Source organism: Streptomyces desertarenae, from assembly GCF_042681365.1.
GTDB classification, from domain to species: domain Bacteria; phylum Actinomycetota; class Actinomycetes; order Streptomycetales; family Streptomycetaceae; genus Streptomyces; species Streptomyces desertarenae.
In genome coordinates this window covers 72976-88739 of the sequence record NZ_JBHUFU010000008.1, presented here as the reverse complement: position 1 = coordinate 88739, position 15764 = coordinate 72976, and the positions used below count along the sequence as shown (strand labels likewise).

The 15764-nt window shown below is 75.9% G+C and carries 14 protein-coding genes; 3 read left to right on the top strand and 11 right to left on the bottom strand.

Features of this window, described 5'->3' with window-relative positions; genetic code table 11:
* Positions 1-296 precede the first annotated feature (296 nt).
* The 10 genes from ACFSJS_RS15045 to ACFSJS_RS15000 all read right to left on the bottom strand — a co-directional run bounded on the left by ACFSJS_RS15045 (position 297) and on the right by ACFSJS_RS15000 (position 10392).
* Positions 297-875 carry a hydrolase gene (locus ACFSJS_RS15045; RefSeq protein WP_380900462.1) on the bottom strand — a complete coding sequence of 193 codons (579 nt, stop codon included), beginning with the start codon at positions 873-875 and terminating at the stop codon, positions 297-299.
* A 705-nt stretch (positions 876-1580) separates the two neighbouring features.
* Positions 1581-2735: a YeiH family protein gene (locus ACFSJS_RS15040; RefSeq protein WP_380900460.1), complete on the bottom strand. Its 1155-nt coding sequence runs from the start codon at positions 2733-2735 to the stop codon at positions 1581-1583.
* Entirely contained in the window at positions 2735-3331 is a 597-nt protein-coding gene (locus ACFSJS_RS15035; RefSeq protein ID WP_380900458.1) for a cysteine dioxygenase family protein, read from the bottom strand. Before ACFSJS_RS15035 ends, ACFSJS_RS15040 begins: the two co-directional genes overlap by 1 nt.
* Before the next feature lie 88 nt (positions 3332-3419).
* On the bottom strand, positions 3420-4325 hold the full coding sequence (locus ACFSJS_RS15030) for a LysR family transcriptional regulator (RefSeq protein ID WP_380900456.1): 906 nt from the start codon (positions 4323-4325) through the stop codon (positions 3420-3422).
* 101 nt (positions 4326-4426) lie between these two features.
* Positions 4427-5554, bottom strand: coding sequence for an FAD-dependent oxidoreductase (locus tag ACFSJS_RS15025; protein ID WP_380900454.1), 1128 nt, complete (start codon positions 5552-5554; stop codon positions 4427-4429).
* A gap of 119 nt (positions 5555-5673) precedes the next feature.
* Positions 5674-6276 (bottom strand): GTP-binding protein, encoded by a 603-nt coding sequence (locus tag ACFSJS_RS15020; protein ID WP_380900452.1) that lies wholly within the window; start codon positions 6274-6276, stop codon positions 5674-5676.
* Entirely contained in the window at positions 6257-6646 is a 390-nt protein-coding gene (locus ACFSJS_RS15015; RefSeq protein ID WP_380900450.1) for a DUF742 domain-containing protein, read from the bottom strand. The genes ACFSJS_RS15020 and ACFSJS_RS15015 overlap by 20 nt, the downstream gene beginning before the upstream one ends.
* Entirely contained in the window at positions 6643-7077 is a 435-nt protein-coding gene (locus tag ACFSJS_RS15010; protein ID WP_380900448.1) for a roadblock/LC7 domain-containing protein, read from the bottom strand. Before ACFSJS_RS15010 ends, ACFSJS_RS15015 begins: the two co-directional genes overlap by 4 nt.
* On the bottom strand, positions 7074-9659 hold the full coding sequence (locus ACFSJS_RS15005) for a sensor histidine kinase (protein ID WP_380900446.1): 2586 nt from the start codon (positions 9657-9659) through the stop codon (positions 7074-7076). The genes ACFSJS_RS15010 and ACFSJS_RS15005 overlap by 4 nt, the downstream gene beginning before the upstream one ends.
* 358 nt (positions 9660-10017) lie before the next feature.
* Entirely contained in the window at positions 10018-10392 is a 375-nt protein-coding gene (locus tag ACFSJS_RS15000; RefSeq protein WP_380900444.1) for an RNA-binding S4 domain-containing protein, read from the bottom strand.
* Positions 10393-10666: 274 nt separating this feature from the next.
* Here ACFSJS_RS15000 and ACFSJS_RS14995 point away from each other — a divergent pair, with 274 nt between their 5' ends.
* The 3 genes from ACFSJS_RS14995 to ACFSJS_RS14985 all read left to right on the top strand — a co-directional run bounded on the left by ACFSJS_RS14995 (position 10667) and on the right by ACFSJS_RS14985 (position 14982).
* Complete coding sequence (locus ACFSJS_RS14995) at positions 10667-11872, top strand: glycoside hydrolase family 6 protein (RefSeq protein WP_380900442.1); 1206 nt, start codon at positions 10667-10669, stop codon at positions 11870-11872.
* Positions 11873-12202: 330 nt separating this feature from the next.
* Complete coding sequence (locus ACFSJS_RS14990; RefSeq protein WP_380900440.1) at positions 12203-14431, top strand: glycoside hydrolase family 3 N-terminal domain-containing protein; 2229 nt, start codon at positions 12203-12205, stop codon at positions 14429-14431.
* Positions 14432-14571: 140 nt separating this feature from the next.
* Positions 14572-14982 (top strand): DUF2267 domain-containing protein, encoded by a 411-nt coding sequence (locus ACFSJS_RS14985; RefSeq protein ID WP_380900438.1) that lies wholly within the window; start codon positions 14572-14574, stop codon positions 14980-14982.
* Between the two features lie 223 nt (positions 14983-15205).
* Here the strand turns inward: ACFSJS_RS14985 and ACFSJS_RS14980 are convergent, their stop codons facing one another.
* Positions 15206-15736 carry a hypothetical protein gene (locus ACFSJS_RS14980; RefSeq protein ID WP_380900436.1) on the bottom strand — a complete coding sequence of 177 codons (531 nt, stop codon included), beginning with the start codon at positions 15734-15736 and terminating at the stop codon, positions 15206-15208.
* Positions 15737-15764 lie beyond the last annotated feature (28 nt).

Here is a 15764-nt window from a genome sequence, read left to right as displayed (position 1 = left end):
CACGGGCCGATCGCGCGACCGTGCCGTGCCCGCATCGCGGTCACGGCGCCGCACGACGCAAACCGGCGGGCAGCTACCCGCCGCCGGGGCGGCCATGCCGGAGCGCCGGTGAGACGTGTGCCACGTCCGGACGCGGCGGAAGGGCCGGGGGAGGAGGGGGCCGCGGTGGCGGAGGCGGAGGCGGCCACGGGGCCACCGGGTGCCGCCCCCACCCCCGGCGCGCACCCGGACCGGTGGGGCGGCGCGCGCCGGGGGCTTCTCCCGTGGGGGGTCCGGAGGGGAGGGGGCCGCGGGTCTCAGCAGCCGATGCGGGAGCCGCCGACGGCGACGTCGTCGAACCACAGGGTGTCGGCATCGCCGCCGTAGCTCTCCCAGCCGAGCCTCAGGTCCGTGAGCGAGGGCCGCCAGCCCGCCCTGCGCAGCCACTGGCCGTCGATGTCGTGCGTGGGGGTCCCGTCGACGGCCAGCCCCTCGACGGCCCGGCCGTCCACCCACGTCTCCAGGTGCCCCGCGGCCCCGTCGACGCGGAACTCCACGCACGTCCAGGTGCCGGTCGGCAGCGGGCGGCTCATCGCCACCCCGTTGGGGCTCTGCTCGGGCAGGGTCGCGTCGTCGGACTCGCGGTTCCACTGCAGGGCGCCGTTCTGCCCGCCCATCCGCAGGTCCTTGCCGCCGTCGGCCGCGTCGCGCAGGGCCGCGAACGTGACGTGGGCGGCGGGCAGCGGCGTGGTGTGGCGGACGTGGAAGCGGCCCCAGAGGGCGCCGGAGGTGTCCACGTCGTCCAGCGGAGTGCCGACGAAGACGTGGTTGCAGTAGCCGCCCCCGCCGTCGATCCGCAGGGACCTGCCGCCGCTGCGGGCGACCGCGGTGTCCACGCGCGCGGTGCCGGTGCCGGAGCAGTTGGGGGCCCGGCGGTCCAGCGGCCGGAGGGCTGCGGGCCGTCCTGGTCCTCGAAGTCCTCGCAGAAGCCGTCCGGCGGGCACTGCGCGGCGGCGGACGCCGTCGGCGCGGACGGCGGGGCCGCCGGTGCCGCGGCGGCCGTCGGGACACCGGCGGCCCCGGCGGAGGCGAGTGCGGCCAGGACGAGCGCGGCGGCCGGCCGCCTGCGGGGCGGACGCGGTGTGGGGGGCATGTGACTCTCCTTGTCGGGGTGCCCGTGCGGGCCGGGCCCGCACGGGCGCGAGGCGGTGCGCCCGTCCGCGCGCACGGCGGTTCCGGTGCGTCTCGTGCCTGCCGCCCGTCCGGCCGGGGCCGTCCCGGCGGCGGCCGGTCCCGGGGCCGCGCGCGGAACGGGCGGATGGCGGCGCTGGGGGACGGCGCCGCTCCGGAACCCGGTCGAACGGGGGCGTGGGAGCGCTCCCATAGAACTGTAGCGTTCATGTCACGTTCTGGAAACCCCCCGTCACCCGGTTGCCGGGACGGCGTCACGCGGGGATGCGCTGGACCGGGCACCGGCCTCCGCGCGGTCCCCGCCCGCCCTGCAGGCGGGAGGCCCCTCCGGGGCGGAGCGGACGGCGCAGGAGTCGCCGGGACGCCCCCGGGGAGCGGGGGAGCGCTCCCCGGGGCGCCCCGGGAGGGGGTCAGGTGGTCAGCAGCACACCGGCGTAGGAGACCCCGGCGACGACCGCCCAGGACAGGGCGCCCAGCAGGGCCAGCCTCCGGCCGGTGCGCGCCAGGGACGGCAGGTGGACGGCGCTGCCCAACCCGAACAGGGCGGTGGCCAGCACGAACTCCCGGACCGTCGCGGTGGCCGCGAGCGCGCCGGCGGGCAGCAGCCCGGCGGTGCGCACCGCGACGGCCGCCAGGAAGCCGGCCACGAACAGCGGTACCAGGGGAGGGCGCCGGGTCCGCGCCCCCGCCGCCGGGCCGCGCCCCTCCGCGTCCCGGCGCCGTCCCCGGCGGGCCGCCGCCACGGCCACCGCGGCGACCAGCGGGGCCAGCAGCAGCACCCGCACCAGCTTCACCAGCACTGCCTCGCCCAGCGCCTCCGGGCCCGCGGTCCGCGCGGCGGCCACGACCTGGCCCACGTCGTGCACCCCGGCGCCGACCCACCGTCCGAACCCGGTGTCGTCCAGACCGAGGGGATGGTGCAGCAGCGGCAGGACGACGACGGCCAGGGTGCCGCACAGGGTGACCAGCGCGACCGAGGCGGCCGCGTCGCGCTCGTCGCTCCCGCGCGCCTCGCCGACGGCGCCGATGGCGGAGGCGCCGCAGATCGAGTAGCCGGTGGCGACCAGCAGCGGCTGGTCGCCGGGCAGGCCCAGCCTGCGTCCCAGCCAGAGGGTGCCGGCGAAGGTCGCCGCCACCACCGCGGGCACCATCGCGAAGGTCGCCCAGCCCAGTCCCAGCACGTCGCCCAGGCTCAGCTCCAGCCCCAGCAGGACCACGCCGATCCGCATCAGCCGCTTCCCGGCCAGCGACAGGCCCGGCCGCCCCGGCCCGCCCGACAGGCGCCCCGTGCCCGGCAGGTGGGCGGCGACGACGCCCAGCACGACGGCCGCGGTCAGCATCGGCACCCCCGGCAGCAGCCGGTGGACGGTCCAGGCCGCCGCCGTTCCGCAGCAGGCGAGGGCGAGGCCGGGCAGCGGCCCGGGCGTCCGCCGCCGCTCCCGCGGCCCGGTGCACCGGCCGGTGCCGCCCGAACCGTCCGCACCGGCGGCCGGGGACCGCGCGGGCGGGCCGGTTCCGGCGCCGCTGCCGGCGGTCTTCCCCGGGCGCTCCCCGAGCAGCGCCATCAGCGGTCGGCCGGCAGGTCGTAGACGCGGCGGACGCTGGTGCCCAGCCGGGAGATGTCCGCGCCGTAGACGTGGAGGGACACGGCCTTGTGCGAGCAGCCGTTCCAGACGCGGTGGATGTCGCCGGGGGGCGCGAAACCGCACACCGCCCCCCGCGGGTTCACCACGTCCTCGGTGGCGACCAGCCGGGCCCGGCCGCCGGGGGACGCGGCGGGCACCAGCCGGTAGCGGCGCTCGTGCTCCTCGCCCTCGTGGACGCCGGTGACGCACCAGGCGACGTGGTCGTGCACGGAGGTGCGCTGCCCCGGCAGCCAGACCAGGGCGACGACCGAGAAGCTGCCGTCCGCCTCGGCGTGCAGCAGGTGCTGGCGGTAGCGCCCGGGGTCGCCCTCGCGCTGGGCGGGGGTGAGCAGGTCGGCGGCGCCGAGGTGGGGTGCCAGCCTCTCGCCGACGAGGTAAGCGGTCAGGTCCGGGGGGAGCCCGCGTCCCACGGCCTCGCGGATGTCGCCGACGAGGGCGGTGAGCCGGTCGGTCGTCCGCGGGGCGGGGGTGCGCGCGGCGGAGGGGGCTGCGGGGGAGTGGGTGGAAGCGGCCATGACGGCAGCCTGGCGCCGATCACCCATCACGTCCAACGACGGTTCCTTCGCATCCTCCCAAGTTCTGCTTATGGTCCACGCCGGGCGGTCAGCAGCCGACCCGGTCCGCGGCCACCGCCTTCAGCCCCTCCAGGACCAGCGCGGTGGCGGGTATCCGCAGGTGCTCGCGGAGCACGTAGGCGGAGACCTGCCGCCGGGCCGCCGGGTCCAGGGCGCGGCCGGTGACCTTCCGGTGCACCAGGAAGGAGAGCACCAGCCCGGGCATCATCGCGATGCCGAGCCCCTCGGCCACCAGGCTCTGCACCACGAGGTTGTCGTCGGTGGTGAAGACGATGTCCGGGGCGAACCCCAGTTCGGCGCACTCGTGGAGGAAGTTGGTCCGGCAGCGCAGGCACCCGGCGATCCAGCGCTCGTCCGCCAGCTCCGCCAGGCGGACCGCCCGTCTGCGCGCCATCGGGTGCCCGGTGGGCATCAGCACGGTGAGCTGGTCCTCCAGCAGCGGGATCTCCACCAGCTCCTCGGGCACCTGCTCGCGCAGCCCGGGGTAGGTGAAGGCCAGGGTGATGTCGCACTCGCCGCGCACCACGCGGTCCAGCGACTCGGGGGGCTCGCTCTCCTGGAGCTCCACCCGCACGCCGGGGTGGTCGGCCGCCAGCCGCGCCAGCGCCTCCGGCACCAGCGTGGCCCCGGCACTGGGGAACGCGCACACCCGCACCCGCCCCGCGCGCAGCCGGGTCAGCGCCGCCATCTGCTGCTGGGCGGTGGCCATGCTGTCCAGGATCACGCCCGCGTGGCGGGACAGCGCCTCCCCGGCCTCGGTCAGCCGCATCCGCCGCCCGACCCGCAGGAACAGCGGGGTGCCCACGGACCGCTCCAGGGCCTTCATCTGCTGGGTGACCGCGGGCTGGGTGTAGCCCAGCGCGCGGGCCGCCGCCGTGTACGAGCCGGTGCGGACCACCTCGTGGAAGGTCCTGATGTGCCGAGAGTCGAACATGGCGGAACGATAAGCGGATGTTGGGGGGTGCCGGGAGGCCGCCGCCCGCCCGGCGGGCTCCGCCTCCTCGCGCCGCCGTCCCGCCGGAGCGGCCGGAGGCGCTACGGGCGCTCGCTCAGCACCGCCATGGTCCGGCCGATCAACCCGGGCACGTCGGCGTCGCGCACCCCGTCCATCAGCCACCGGCCGAGCTGCACCGAGTTCTCCACGACCATCCGCACGCGCGGCATCCGGCGCTCCCGGTACGCGGCGAACAGCTCCCCGTCCCAGTCGGCGCGGGCGGTGAGCAGCTCGGCCAGCACGAGGGCGTCCTCCAGGGACATCGCCGCGCCCTGCGCCAGGGTGGGCGGGCAGGCGTGGGCGGCGTCGCCGACGAGGACGACCCGGCCGCGGTGCCAGGGGCCCTCCACCAGCAGGCGGTGGAACCAGGTGTAGTTGATCCGGGAGGAGTCCGTGATGGACGCCGCGATCTCCTTCCAGGCGCCCCCGTACCCGGCGGCGAGCCGCCGCATCTCCTCCGCGTACGAGGCCGGCGGCAGCTCGGCGCGGTCCCGCTTGGGCTCGACGAGGTAGGCGTAGAGGGAGTCCTCGCCCGTCGGGCAGTAGCCGGCGATGAACGCCGGCCCGCCGTAGGCCAGGTCGGTGCGCTCCACGCCCGCGGGGCGGGGGGCGGTGACGCGCCAGATGCCCATGCCGGTGGGCTCGGGCCGGTCGTCGATGCCGATCAGGGCGCGGGTGGGGGAGCCCAGGCCGTCGGCGGCGACCACCAGGTCGTAGCGGGCGGCGGTGCCGTCGGTGAGGCGGACGTCCACCCCGTCGCCGTCCTGCTCCAGGGACTGAACGGTGCAGCCGAGCCGGACGCGGGCCCCGCCGGCGCGGGCCGCACCGGCCAGGGCGCGCTGGAGGTCGGGCCGGCCCATGCCCATCGTGGCGGGCAGGTCGGGGCCCCCGGTGCGGATGTCCTCGGCGACGTGCAGCACCGTGCCGTCGGGCGCGATCAGCCCGAGGGTGTCGAAGCCGAACCCCGCACGCCGCACCTCCTCCCACACGCCGACCTCGCGCAGCACGCGCAGGGCGTTGCCCTGCAGGGTGATGCCCGAGCCCTGGACGTTCCCGTCGGGGGAGAGCTCCACGAGGTCGACGCCCACGCCGGCGCGGCGCAGCAGGACGGCGAGGGCGTTGCCGGAGACGCCGCCTCCGACGATGAGGACGGTACGGGCCGGGGACATGGCTTCCTTTCGGGGGACGTGCGGGAGCGGGGCGCGGCAGGGGGCGGGCACGGGCGCCCGCCCCCTGCCGCGCCGGGATGCGGGCGGGAGGGGACGGAGGAGGGGCGGGGACGCCCGCGTCAGCCCACCGGAGCGGCGGCGGCCGCCTCCGACCGGGACATCAGCAGGTCGATCAGGGCGACCAGCAGGTCGCGGCCCGCCTCGGGCCGCCGCACGTCGCCCATCAGCAGCGGCACGCCGGGGTCGAGGTCGAGGGCGTCGCGCACCTCCTCCGCGGTGCGGTCGCAGCGGCCGTGGAAGCAGTTGACGCCCACCACGAAGGGGATGCCGCGGCTCTCGAAGAAGTCGATCGAGGCGAAGCTGACCTCCAGTCGCCGGGTGTCGACCAGGACGACCGCCCCCAGCGCGCCGTTGACCAGGTCGTTCCACATGAACCAGAAGCGCTCCTGGCCCGGGGTGCCGAAGAGGTAGACGACCAGGCCCGGGTCGATGGTGATGCGGCCGAAGTCGAGCGCCACCGTGGTGGTGGTCTTCTCGGCCAGCCCGTCGGTGTCGTCGACCCCCATGCTCGCCTCGGTGAGGTACTCCTCGGTGCGCAGGGGCGTCACCTCGCTGACCGCCCCCACCATGGTGGTCTTCCCCACCCCGAAACCGCCGGCGACCAGGATCTTGACGGCCACCGGCCCCGTCGCGGTCGCGCCGTCAGAGTCTCTGGAGCCCATCCCTCACCGCCTGCAGAATCTCAAGGTTCAGTCCACCACTTCGCTCGGCCGCCAGGGGCGGACGGGTCGTCACCCTGCCCAGCGCCTCGAGGTCGCCGATCAGGATCTTCGTCACCGACACGGGCAGGTCCAGTTCCGCGGCGATCTCCGCCACCGCGGCCGGTTCACGGCACTGCTCCAGGATCGCCCGGTGCTCGGGTTCCAGCCGCCGTCCGGCGGGCCGGGTCTCGTCGGGCTCGACCGTCGTCACCACCGTGATCAGCGTGAGGTCGTCCCGCCGGGGGGCCGTACGGCCCCGGGTGATGGTGTACGGCCGGACCAGCGGGTCCTCCCCGTCGTCGGACTCCAGGCGGTCCGTCCAGTGGTTCACACACGTCCACCCCCGCCGGAGGCCGAGACGTCGGCCCGGGTCTCGGTGCCCAGCTTCTGGCCGACCTGCTGGACGAGGGTGTGCATGGCCACGGCCATCACCTCGGCGTCCACGTCCTGGGAGGCGACGACGGCCAGGTGGGTGCCCTTGCCGGCGGCGGTGATGAACAGCCACAGGTCGGCCAGCTCCACGATGACCTGCTGCACCGGACCGCCGTCGAACAGTTCGTCGATGCCGCGGGCCAGGCTCTGCTGACCGGTGGCGATGGCGGCCAGGCGCTCGGCGTCGGTGCGCTCGATGGTGCCCGACTGGCTGACGACCAGGCCGTCGTCGGAGAGGACGATGGCGTGCCGGGTGCCGGGCACCTGTTCCACCAGACCGTCCAGCAGCCAGTCCAGGTCTTGGTTGGTGGCGGTGGTTCGCTGTGTCATGTTCGGTCTTCCGTCGTGGGTCGGCTCTGACCCGGCGTGCTGCCGCCGGTCGAGGAGGAGGATGCGTCGTCGGGAGCGGCGGCCCGTCGCCTGGCGATCCGGGACTGCCGCTGGAAGGCGCCGATGGCGGCTCCGGACCGGGCGGGCTCCGAGCGGAGGGTGAGCGTGTCCTCGTCGTCGGCGCCGGTCCGGGGGGCGGGCTCGCGCAGCTCGGGGGCGAGGCTGGCCTGGCGGACCCGGCGCGGCAGCGGCCGGGTCGCCGCGTCCGGCTCCGGGTCCCCGCCGGTCCCTCCGGCCCGCGTGTCCTCCCCGGCGGACGCCGCGTCCCGGGGGTGCTGCGCGGCCGGCTCGTCCTCACCGGGGGCGGACGCCCCGGCGTGCTCGGCCCCGGTGCGGCCCGTGCCCGGGGCGGTGCGCGGACCGGCGGCCGAGGGGACCACCGCCGACATCGCCCGGCCCCGGGAGCGGACGGGCAGCGCCGTGCGGGGCCCGTCCTCGCGTTCCGCGCCGTCCTCCGGCGCACCGTCCGCGCCGTGGCCGTCCGCCTCATGGCGGGGCGACTCGCCCCCGGCCTCCCGAGCCGGCGTCCCGCGCCGGCGCCCGCCCCGCGGCGCGTCCCCGGTCCCCGGACCGTCGGCGACCAGTTCCTCGGGGACGTGGACGATCACCCGGGTGCCGCCGAACACCGACGGCCGGAACTCCACGCCCAGGCCGAGCCCGGAGGCGAGCCGCGAGACCACGTACAGGCCGAGCCGGGCGTCGTCGGCCCGCGAGAGCATGTCCATCTGCGGCGGGTCGGCGACGAGGCGGTTGATCCGCTCGTACTCCTCCTGCTCCATGCCCAGGCCGCGGTCCTCGATCTCCACGACCAGGCCGCGTCCGACCCGGCCGGCCCGCACCTCCACGGGAGTCGGCGGCTTGGAGAAGGCGGCGGCGTTCTCCATCAGCTCGGCCAGCACGTGCACCAGCGGGCCCACGGCCCGGCCGGTCAGCCAGGGCTGGCCGTCGACCTCGATCTGGATGCGGCGGTAGTCCTGCACCTCGCCCAGTGCCGCGCGCAGCACGTCGAGCACCTTGACCGGCTTGCGCCAGCGCCGCTGCGGCTGCCCGCCGCCGAGGATGACCAGGTTCTCCTCGTAGCGGCGCAGCCGGGCCGTCAGGTGGTCGAGGTCGAACAGGCCCTCCAGGACCTCGGGATCCTCGTGACGGCGCTCCATCTCGTCGAGCTTCCTCATCTGCAGGCCGATGAGGAGCTGGGTGCGGCGGGCGATGCGCTGGAGCAGCCGCTCGAAGCCGCGGTGCTGCTCGGTCTCGCGCACGGCGGTCTCCACGGCGCTGCGGCGCGCGAGGTTGAGGGCCTGGCCGAGCCGGCCCAGATCGTCGCTCGCGTGGCTGACCTCGGGGACCTCGGTGTCGGGGTCGACGGACTCGCCGTTGCGCAGCCGCTCGACGACCTGCGGCAGCTTCGTCTCCATCTCCAGCGCCTCGTCGCGCAGGGAGGAGATGCGGCGCCGCATGGACCCCGCGACCCGCAGGCTGATCCAGATGACCAGCAGGACCCCGGCCAGGCCGATGGCGCTGGCGCCCAGCAGGCGGTTGCGCAGGCCGCGCACCGCCTCGTCGCCGACCGCGTTGAGGTCCATGGTGCGGGTCATGATCAGCTTCTGGAACTGCGGGGTCAGCGCGTCCACGGACCTGCGCCACTCGGTGCGGGAGTCGGGCAGCGGGATCCCCGGCGCGCCGCCGTGGGAGTGCGCGCCCAGCAGCGACCGCTCCACGTCGCTCTTGGTCTGCCAGTCGCCCCCGGTGGTCATGCGGCGGTAGAGCAGCAGGTCCTTGTGCGGCAGGTGGGGCGAGATCCGGCTCTCCAGCAGGAACTGCTGGGCGCCGATCCACTCGGCGAGGTTGCCGTACTCGGTCGGGCTGATCCGGCGGGTCTGCCAGCCGCGGGCGAGCAGGGCGTCCTCGCGGGAGAGCATCTCCTTGGCCCAGAAGAGGTCGATCAGCACCCGGGCCTGGGCCGTGACCTCGCTGTTCTTCGAGCGGCTGAGCGCCTCGAAGAGCCGCAGGTCGGCGGCGATCAGCTCGGTGAAGTAGCGGAAGGCCTCGTTCTGGGTGGCGACCCCGTCGTCCACGTCCTCGCGGATGCGGTCGATGCGCAGCATGTCCGTGCGGGTGAGGGAGACGTTCTCCCGCAGCTCCTCGGGGGCCTCGGACGCCTCGACGGCGGACAGCGAGTGGAAGGCGTCCAGGGCCTCGTCGGTCCGGGCGCGCTGCTCGCGCAGGGCGGTGCGGGTGCGGTCGCCGGGAGCGGCCAGCGCCTCGGCGGTGAGCCGCCGCTCCTCCTGGAGGTTGAAGTACACGGTGTTGGCCGGGGTGCCGGCCTGGGCGGCGAGCGCCTTCTCGTCGCGCTGGGCCTGCCAGTCGCGGGCCAGCTGGGCGGTACTGGTGCCCCACAGGGCGACCAGGGCGAGGCTGGGTATGACGGTCAGGACGAGCAGAGCGGTGCGGAGCGAACTCAGGTGGAACGTTTCGCTCGCCGATCGGCCCCGCCGTTTCGGCGCACGGGCGCGCAGTGCCATCTCTCCCCAGCAGTGGTTCGCGGTGACGGGTCGCCGCTGGTGGGAGCGGCGAAGGATGGGGCGATGGTAGTCATACGGAATGTCAAAAGAAAACAGGTGGTGGGCCTGGCCCGGGGGGTTCTGACGGAGCGCCGGAACCGGTTCCGCGGACTCCGTGCCGGGCGTATGGGAGCGTTGTCCGGCGAACGGCCGGAAAACGGGCGACACGGGCGGGAGCGGCGCGGGCAGCCCCGCGGACGGGCAGGCCGCGCACGGGGCGGTGCGGCGGACGCAGGGCGGGCTATGTCTTCCCGATGGCGAACCGCCGCCGGTGCGGCACGGGATCCGACCGCGCGGCGGCCCGTCCTGCCCGCCCCGGTCAGCGGCCCCGCAGCCGCTCCGTCTCGCGCCGCTCGCGCTTGGTCGGCCGGCCCGCGCCGCGCTCGCGCCGGGCGACGGGGGCGACGTACTCGGGCGGCGGCGGGGGCGGGCTGTTGTCGACGTAGCACTCCGCCGCGACCGGGGCGCCCACGCGCTTGCGCACCAGGCGCTTGACCACGACGACCCGTTCGCGGCCCAGGTGGAACAGCCGCACCTCGTCGCCGGGGCGCACCGGGTGCGCGGGCTTCACGCGGTCCCCGTTGACACGGACGTGGCCGCCGCGGCAGGCGGCGGCGGCCGTCGAGCGCGTCTTGGTGAGCCGGACGGACCAGATCCAGCTGTCGATCCGCACGCTCCCGTCGTCAGCAGCCATACCCCCGACTCTAAAGGAGCGCGGCGGCGGGCCGTCCGCGGTGCCGCTCCGGCGCCTCGTGTGGTCGTTCGCGGCCGCAATGTGCCAGGTCGCCGCCGGGGGAGGGGTGAACTCGCCGGTACGGAAAACCGGGGCAGGGGGTCTTGACGGACGGCGTGGACGGCGGGAAGGTCTGGCAGCGGATTGGGAGCGCTCCCAGCGGCGAGGGAGGCCGTGCCGCGCCGGGGGCGCCCATCGCGTCGTCAAAGTCATGCTCACGTCAGGAGCCGGGCACGTGCACAGACGGAGAAGAGGGATCGCCGCCGGAGCGGGCGCCGCCGCCGCCCTGCTGCTGGCCGCCGGGTTCACCGGGGCGGCGGAGGCCGCCGACCGGGCCGGCGGCGCGGACGGGAAGCGCGGAGCGGAACGGGTGCGCCTGTACACCCCGCCCGCCAACCCCGACGCCCGCACGCAGATCGAAGAGCTGGTGCGGTCCGGGAAGTACCGGGACGCCGCCGGCATCGCCCGCATGGTGACCACGCCCCAGGCCGTGTGGCTCAACGGCAGCGGCGACGACGGCCGCATCCGGCAGGAGGTCGCCGGCATCGTGCGGGACGCCGCGCGCAAGCGCGCCCTGCCGGTGCTCTCCCTCTACAACGTCCCCGGCCGCGACTGCTCCCAGTACTCGGCGGGCGGCGCCGCGAACACCGCCGAGTACACGGCGTGGATCGACGAGGTCGCCAGGGGCATCGGCACGCGGAGGGCACTGGTCGTCCTCGAACCCGACTCCCTGGCCCTGCTGCCCTCCGACTGCGGCCAGGACGACGACCGGGGCACCCTGACCGACGCCCGCTACGAGGAGATCGGCCACGCCGTCGAGACCCTCACCGCCCTGCCCGGCACGACCGTCTACCTCGACGCCGGCCACAGCAACTGGCACAGCGTCAGGTCCATCGTGCCGCGGCTGGTGCGGGCCGGGGTCGAGCGGACGGCCGGCTTCTACCTCAACGCCTCCAACTACCGTTCCGACGACGAGCTGGCCTGGTACGGCAAGCTGGTCTCCGGCTGCCTGGAGCACACCCTGGGCGGCGGCGACCCGGCGTCCTGCCCCGACCAGTGGACCGACCGGAACGACGCCCGGACCTGGCTGGACGCGCACGTCACCCCCGACCCGTCGGACCAGCCCCACTTCGTCACCGACACCAGCCGCAACGGCAGGGGCCCGTGGTACCCGGAGACGGACCAGTACCCGGACCCGCAGGACTGGTGCAACCCGCCGGACCGCGGCCTGGGACGGCAGCCGACCACCCGCACCGGCGATCCGCTCCACGACGCGCGCCTGTGGATCAAGATCCCCGGGGAGTCGGACGGCGCGTGCCTGCGCGGCACCGAGGGCCCCGAGGACCCGGCCCGCGGCACCGTCGCCCCGCCCGCCGGGCAGTGGTTCCCCGAGCAGGCGCTCGAACTGGTCCGCAACTCGGTGCCGCCCCTGCTCCCCTGAACCGGACCGCCCGCCCGGGAGGCCCGCCGCGCCCGGACTCCCGGACGGGACCCCCGGTTCGGCGGCGCGATGAGGGCGCGCCGCCGAACCGGTTCCCCGTCCGGCCCCGGTGTCTCCTCCGCCGGGGCCGGACGGCCCTGGCGGCCGGCCCGCACCGGAAGGGCGGACCGCGCCCCTCACCCCCTCGTGCCAGGCGCCGCAGGAGCGCTCGGGCCGGCGCCGGAGCCCCCCACCCAGGCCGTGCACGCGGCCGCACCGGAAGGACGGACCGCCATGAGACGGACGACGCGAGGAACGCAGCGGGGGACGGCGGGGGGCACGGCGGGAGGGATGCCCGCACGGGCCCCGGGGCGGACGGCGGTGCGCGACAGGCTGCGGCGGCTGACCGCGGGGGCGGCCGTCTCCCTGATGGTCGCCTGCACCCTGAACGGCACCGCGCCGGCCGCGGCGTCGGCCGACGTGCCGCCCGCCCCCGCCTACGAGGATCCGGCGCTGCCGGTGGACGACCGGGTCGAGGACCTGCTGTCGCGGATGTCGCTCGACGACAAGATCGGCCAGATGACCCAGGTCGACCGCGGCGCCCTGGAGAACCGGTCCGACCTGGCGGCCTACCGCATCGGCTCGGTGCTCTCCGGCGGCGGCTCCGCCCCCACTCCCAACACCCCCCAGGCGTGGGCGGAGATGTACGACTCGTTCCAGCGCACCGCCCTGTCCACCCCGCTGGGCATCCCCGTGATCTACGGCGTGGACGCCGTGCACGGCCACAACAACGTGCGGGGCGCCACGATCTTCCCCCACAACATCGGACTGGGCGCCACCCGCGACCCCGGCCTGGTGGAGCGCATCGGCCGGGCCACCGCGGAGGAGGTCTCCGGCACCGGCATCGACTGGACCTTCGCGCCCTGCCTGTGCGTGGCGCGCGACGACCGCTGGGGACGCACCTACGAGTCCTTCGGCGAGACGCCCGAGATCCCCAGCGCGATGACCACGCTGATCGACGGCCTCCAGGGCGCCTCGCTCGACGCCCCCGGATCGATCCTGGCGACCGCCAAGCACTACATCGGCGACGGGGGCACCACCGGCGGCGACGACCAGGGCGACACCCGGCTGAGCGAGGCCGAGCTGCGCGAGGTGCACCTGCCGCCGTTCCGGGAGGCGGTGGAGCGGGGCGTGGGCTCGGTGATGGTCTCCTACAGCAGCTGGAACGGCGTCAAGATGCACGGCCACCGCTACCTGATCACCGACGTCCTCAAGGGCGAGCTGGGCTTCACCGGCTTCGTGGTCTCGGACTGGGCGGGCGTCGACCAGCTCGACGGCCGGCAGGGCTTCACCGCCGCCGAGGTCCGCGACGCGGTCAACGCCGGCATCGACATGGTCATGGTGCCGCACGACTACCGCAGGTTCATCGAGCTGCTGCGCGGTGAGGTCCGGGCCGGACGGGTCCCGATGGAGCGCATCGACGACGCCAACCGCCGCATCCTGGCCAAGAAGTTCGAACTGGGCCTCTTCGAGAACCCCTACACCGACCGCTCCTACACCGCCGGCATCGGCTCCGCCGAGCACCGCGAACTCGCCCGCGAGGCGGTGCGCAAGTCCCAGACACTGCTGAAGAACGACGGCGGGGTGCTGCCGCTGGACACGTCCGCGAAGGTCTTCGTGGCCGGCAAGAACGCCGACGACATCGGCAACCAGAGCGGCGGCTGGACCATCACCTGGCAGGGCGGCAGCGGCGACGTCACCCCGGGCACCACGGTGCTGGAGGGCATGCGGGCCGCCGCGTCCGATCCGTCCCGGGTGGTCTACGACCGGTACGGCAACGGCATCGACGGCTCCTACGACGTGGCCGTGGCCGTCGTCGGCGAGACCCCCTACGCCGAGATGGAGGGCGACCGGCCCGGCTCGATGGGCCTGGACCAGGAGGACCTGGCCACCCTCTCCAGACTGCGGGCCGCCGGGGTGCCCGTGGTGGTCGTGCTCGTCTCGGGGCGTCCCCTGGACATCGCGGGGCAGCTCGGCGGCTGGGACGCGCTGCTCGCCGCCTGGCTGCCGGGCACCGAGGGCGCCGGGGTGGCCGACGTGCTCTACGGCGACCACGCGCCGACGGGCAAGCTGCCGATGACCTGGATGCGGTCGGCGGGCCAGCAGCCGATCAACGACGGGGACGGCAAGGAGGCGCTGTTCCCGCTCGGCCACGGACTCACCTACGACGGCACCGGCCCGGACGAGCCCGGCGACCCCGGCGACCCCGGCGACCCCGGGCAGGAGCGGTGCACGGCCCACTACCGGATCGTCAGCCAGTGGTCCGGCGGCTTCCAGGCCGAGGTGACCGTGCGCAACGACACCTCCGCTCCCCTCGACGGCTGGCAGGTGCGCTGGACCCCCTCCGGCGCCCTCACCATCGGCAGCGCCTGGAACGCCGTGCTCACCCGCGCCGGGGACACCGTGGTCGCCACCGGCAGCGGCTGGAACGCGCGGCTGGCCCCCGGCGGCTCGACGGCGTTCGGCTTCACCGCGACCGGTTCCCCGGCCGTGCCCGCCGTCTCCTGCTCCGGCGGCTGACGCGGGCGCGCGTCCCGGCGCGCCCGGCGCGCGGTGCCCGACCCCCGTCCCGGAGGGGGCCGGGCACCGCGCGCCGGCGGGTTTCCGCCCACCGGGGGCGGGTACCGGGGCGGGGCCGGAGACGAAGGGACGAGTGAACCATGCGGTACGACGCCTTCCTCGGACAGGTACAGGCCCGCGCCCGGCTCAGCGACCCGGGCGCCGCCGAGACCGCCACCCGGGCCAGTCTGGAGACCCTCGCCGAGCGGGTCCCGGCGACGGTCGCGGAGAAGCTGGCCGCCCAGCTCCCGCGCGAGGTCGGGGAGCACCTGCGCCGGGTGGCCTACGCGCCCGACGAGCCCGAGACGGGGATGCGGATGAGCCCGCGGGAGTTCTTCGACCGCGTCGCGCAGCGCGCCTCCGCCGACCGGCCCAAGGCCGTCCACGAGGCCCGCTGCGTCATCGAGGTCGTCGACGAGGCCACCGGGGGGATGTGCTCGGCGAAGGTCCGCCCCTCCCTGGACGACGAACTGGCCAGGGTGCTTTTCTCGGGCAGCACGGGGCACTCGTGAAGCGGAGCGGCACAGTCCGCCGCTCCTGTGCCGCGCCGGCGCACGCCGGGCGCACGGACGACGACCCCTGAGACGGTGACCGTGTTCTTCTTCTTCTCCAACCGGGCCGGCTGCCTCGGCTCGCTCCTGATCACCCTGGCCGGCACGGCCGTCCTCCTGCTGCTCCTCTACGGCTGCCGGGGCACCTGAGCCCCGGCCGCCCCGCGGGGAGCGGCGGCGGGCCCTACGGCGCGACGGGCGGCAGCGGCCCGCCGCACCGCTCGCAGGAGACGGCACCGGCGCGCCCGTTCACCCGGCCGCACTCCGGGCAGACCCGGTCCAGCATGCACGGCCCCTCGCCGCCCTCGTCGGCCCCGCCCCCTCCGGGGGTGCCCGGCCCGGCGGACCCGGGTCCGCGGACGGCCATGCCCGGCCGCCGCCGGTGGACCGTCAGGTACACCAGACCCTCCGGGCCCGCCCGCAGCGCCCGCCGGGAGGTGCGCGGCAGCCACACCAGGGCCTGGGGCGCCAGCGCCCGCCGCGCGCCCGCCGCGTCCTCCAGCTCGCCGCCGCCGCCGACCACGAGCAGCAGCACGTCCAGGTCGTCCTCGGCGTGCCCGCCCACCTCCGCGCCCGGCGGCAGGCGCACCAGGTTGGCGTCGAGCTGCCGTCCGGCCTCGGCCAGCCGCCACAGGGCACCCGCCCGGTCGGGGGCCGCCCCCGCGACGCGGTCGCCGAGGTCGGTCAGGACGCGAGGGGTCGCTTCGGGGGACACCGGTACCTCCCGGGTGCGGGTGCGGGCG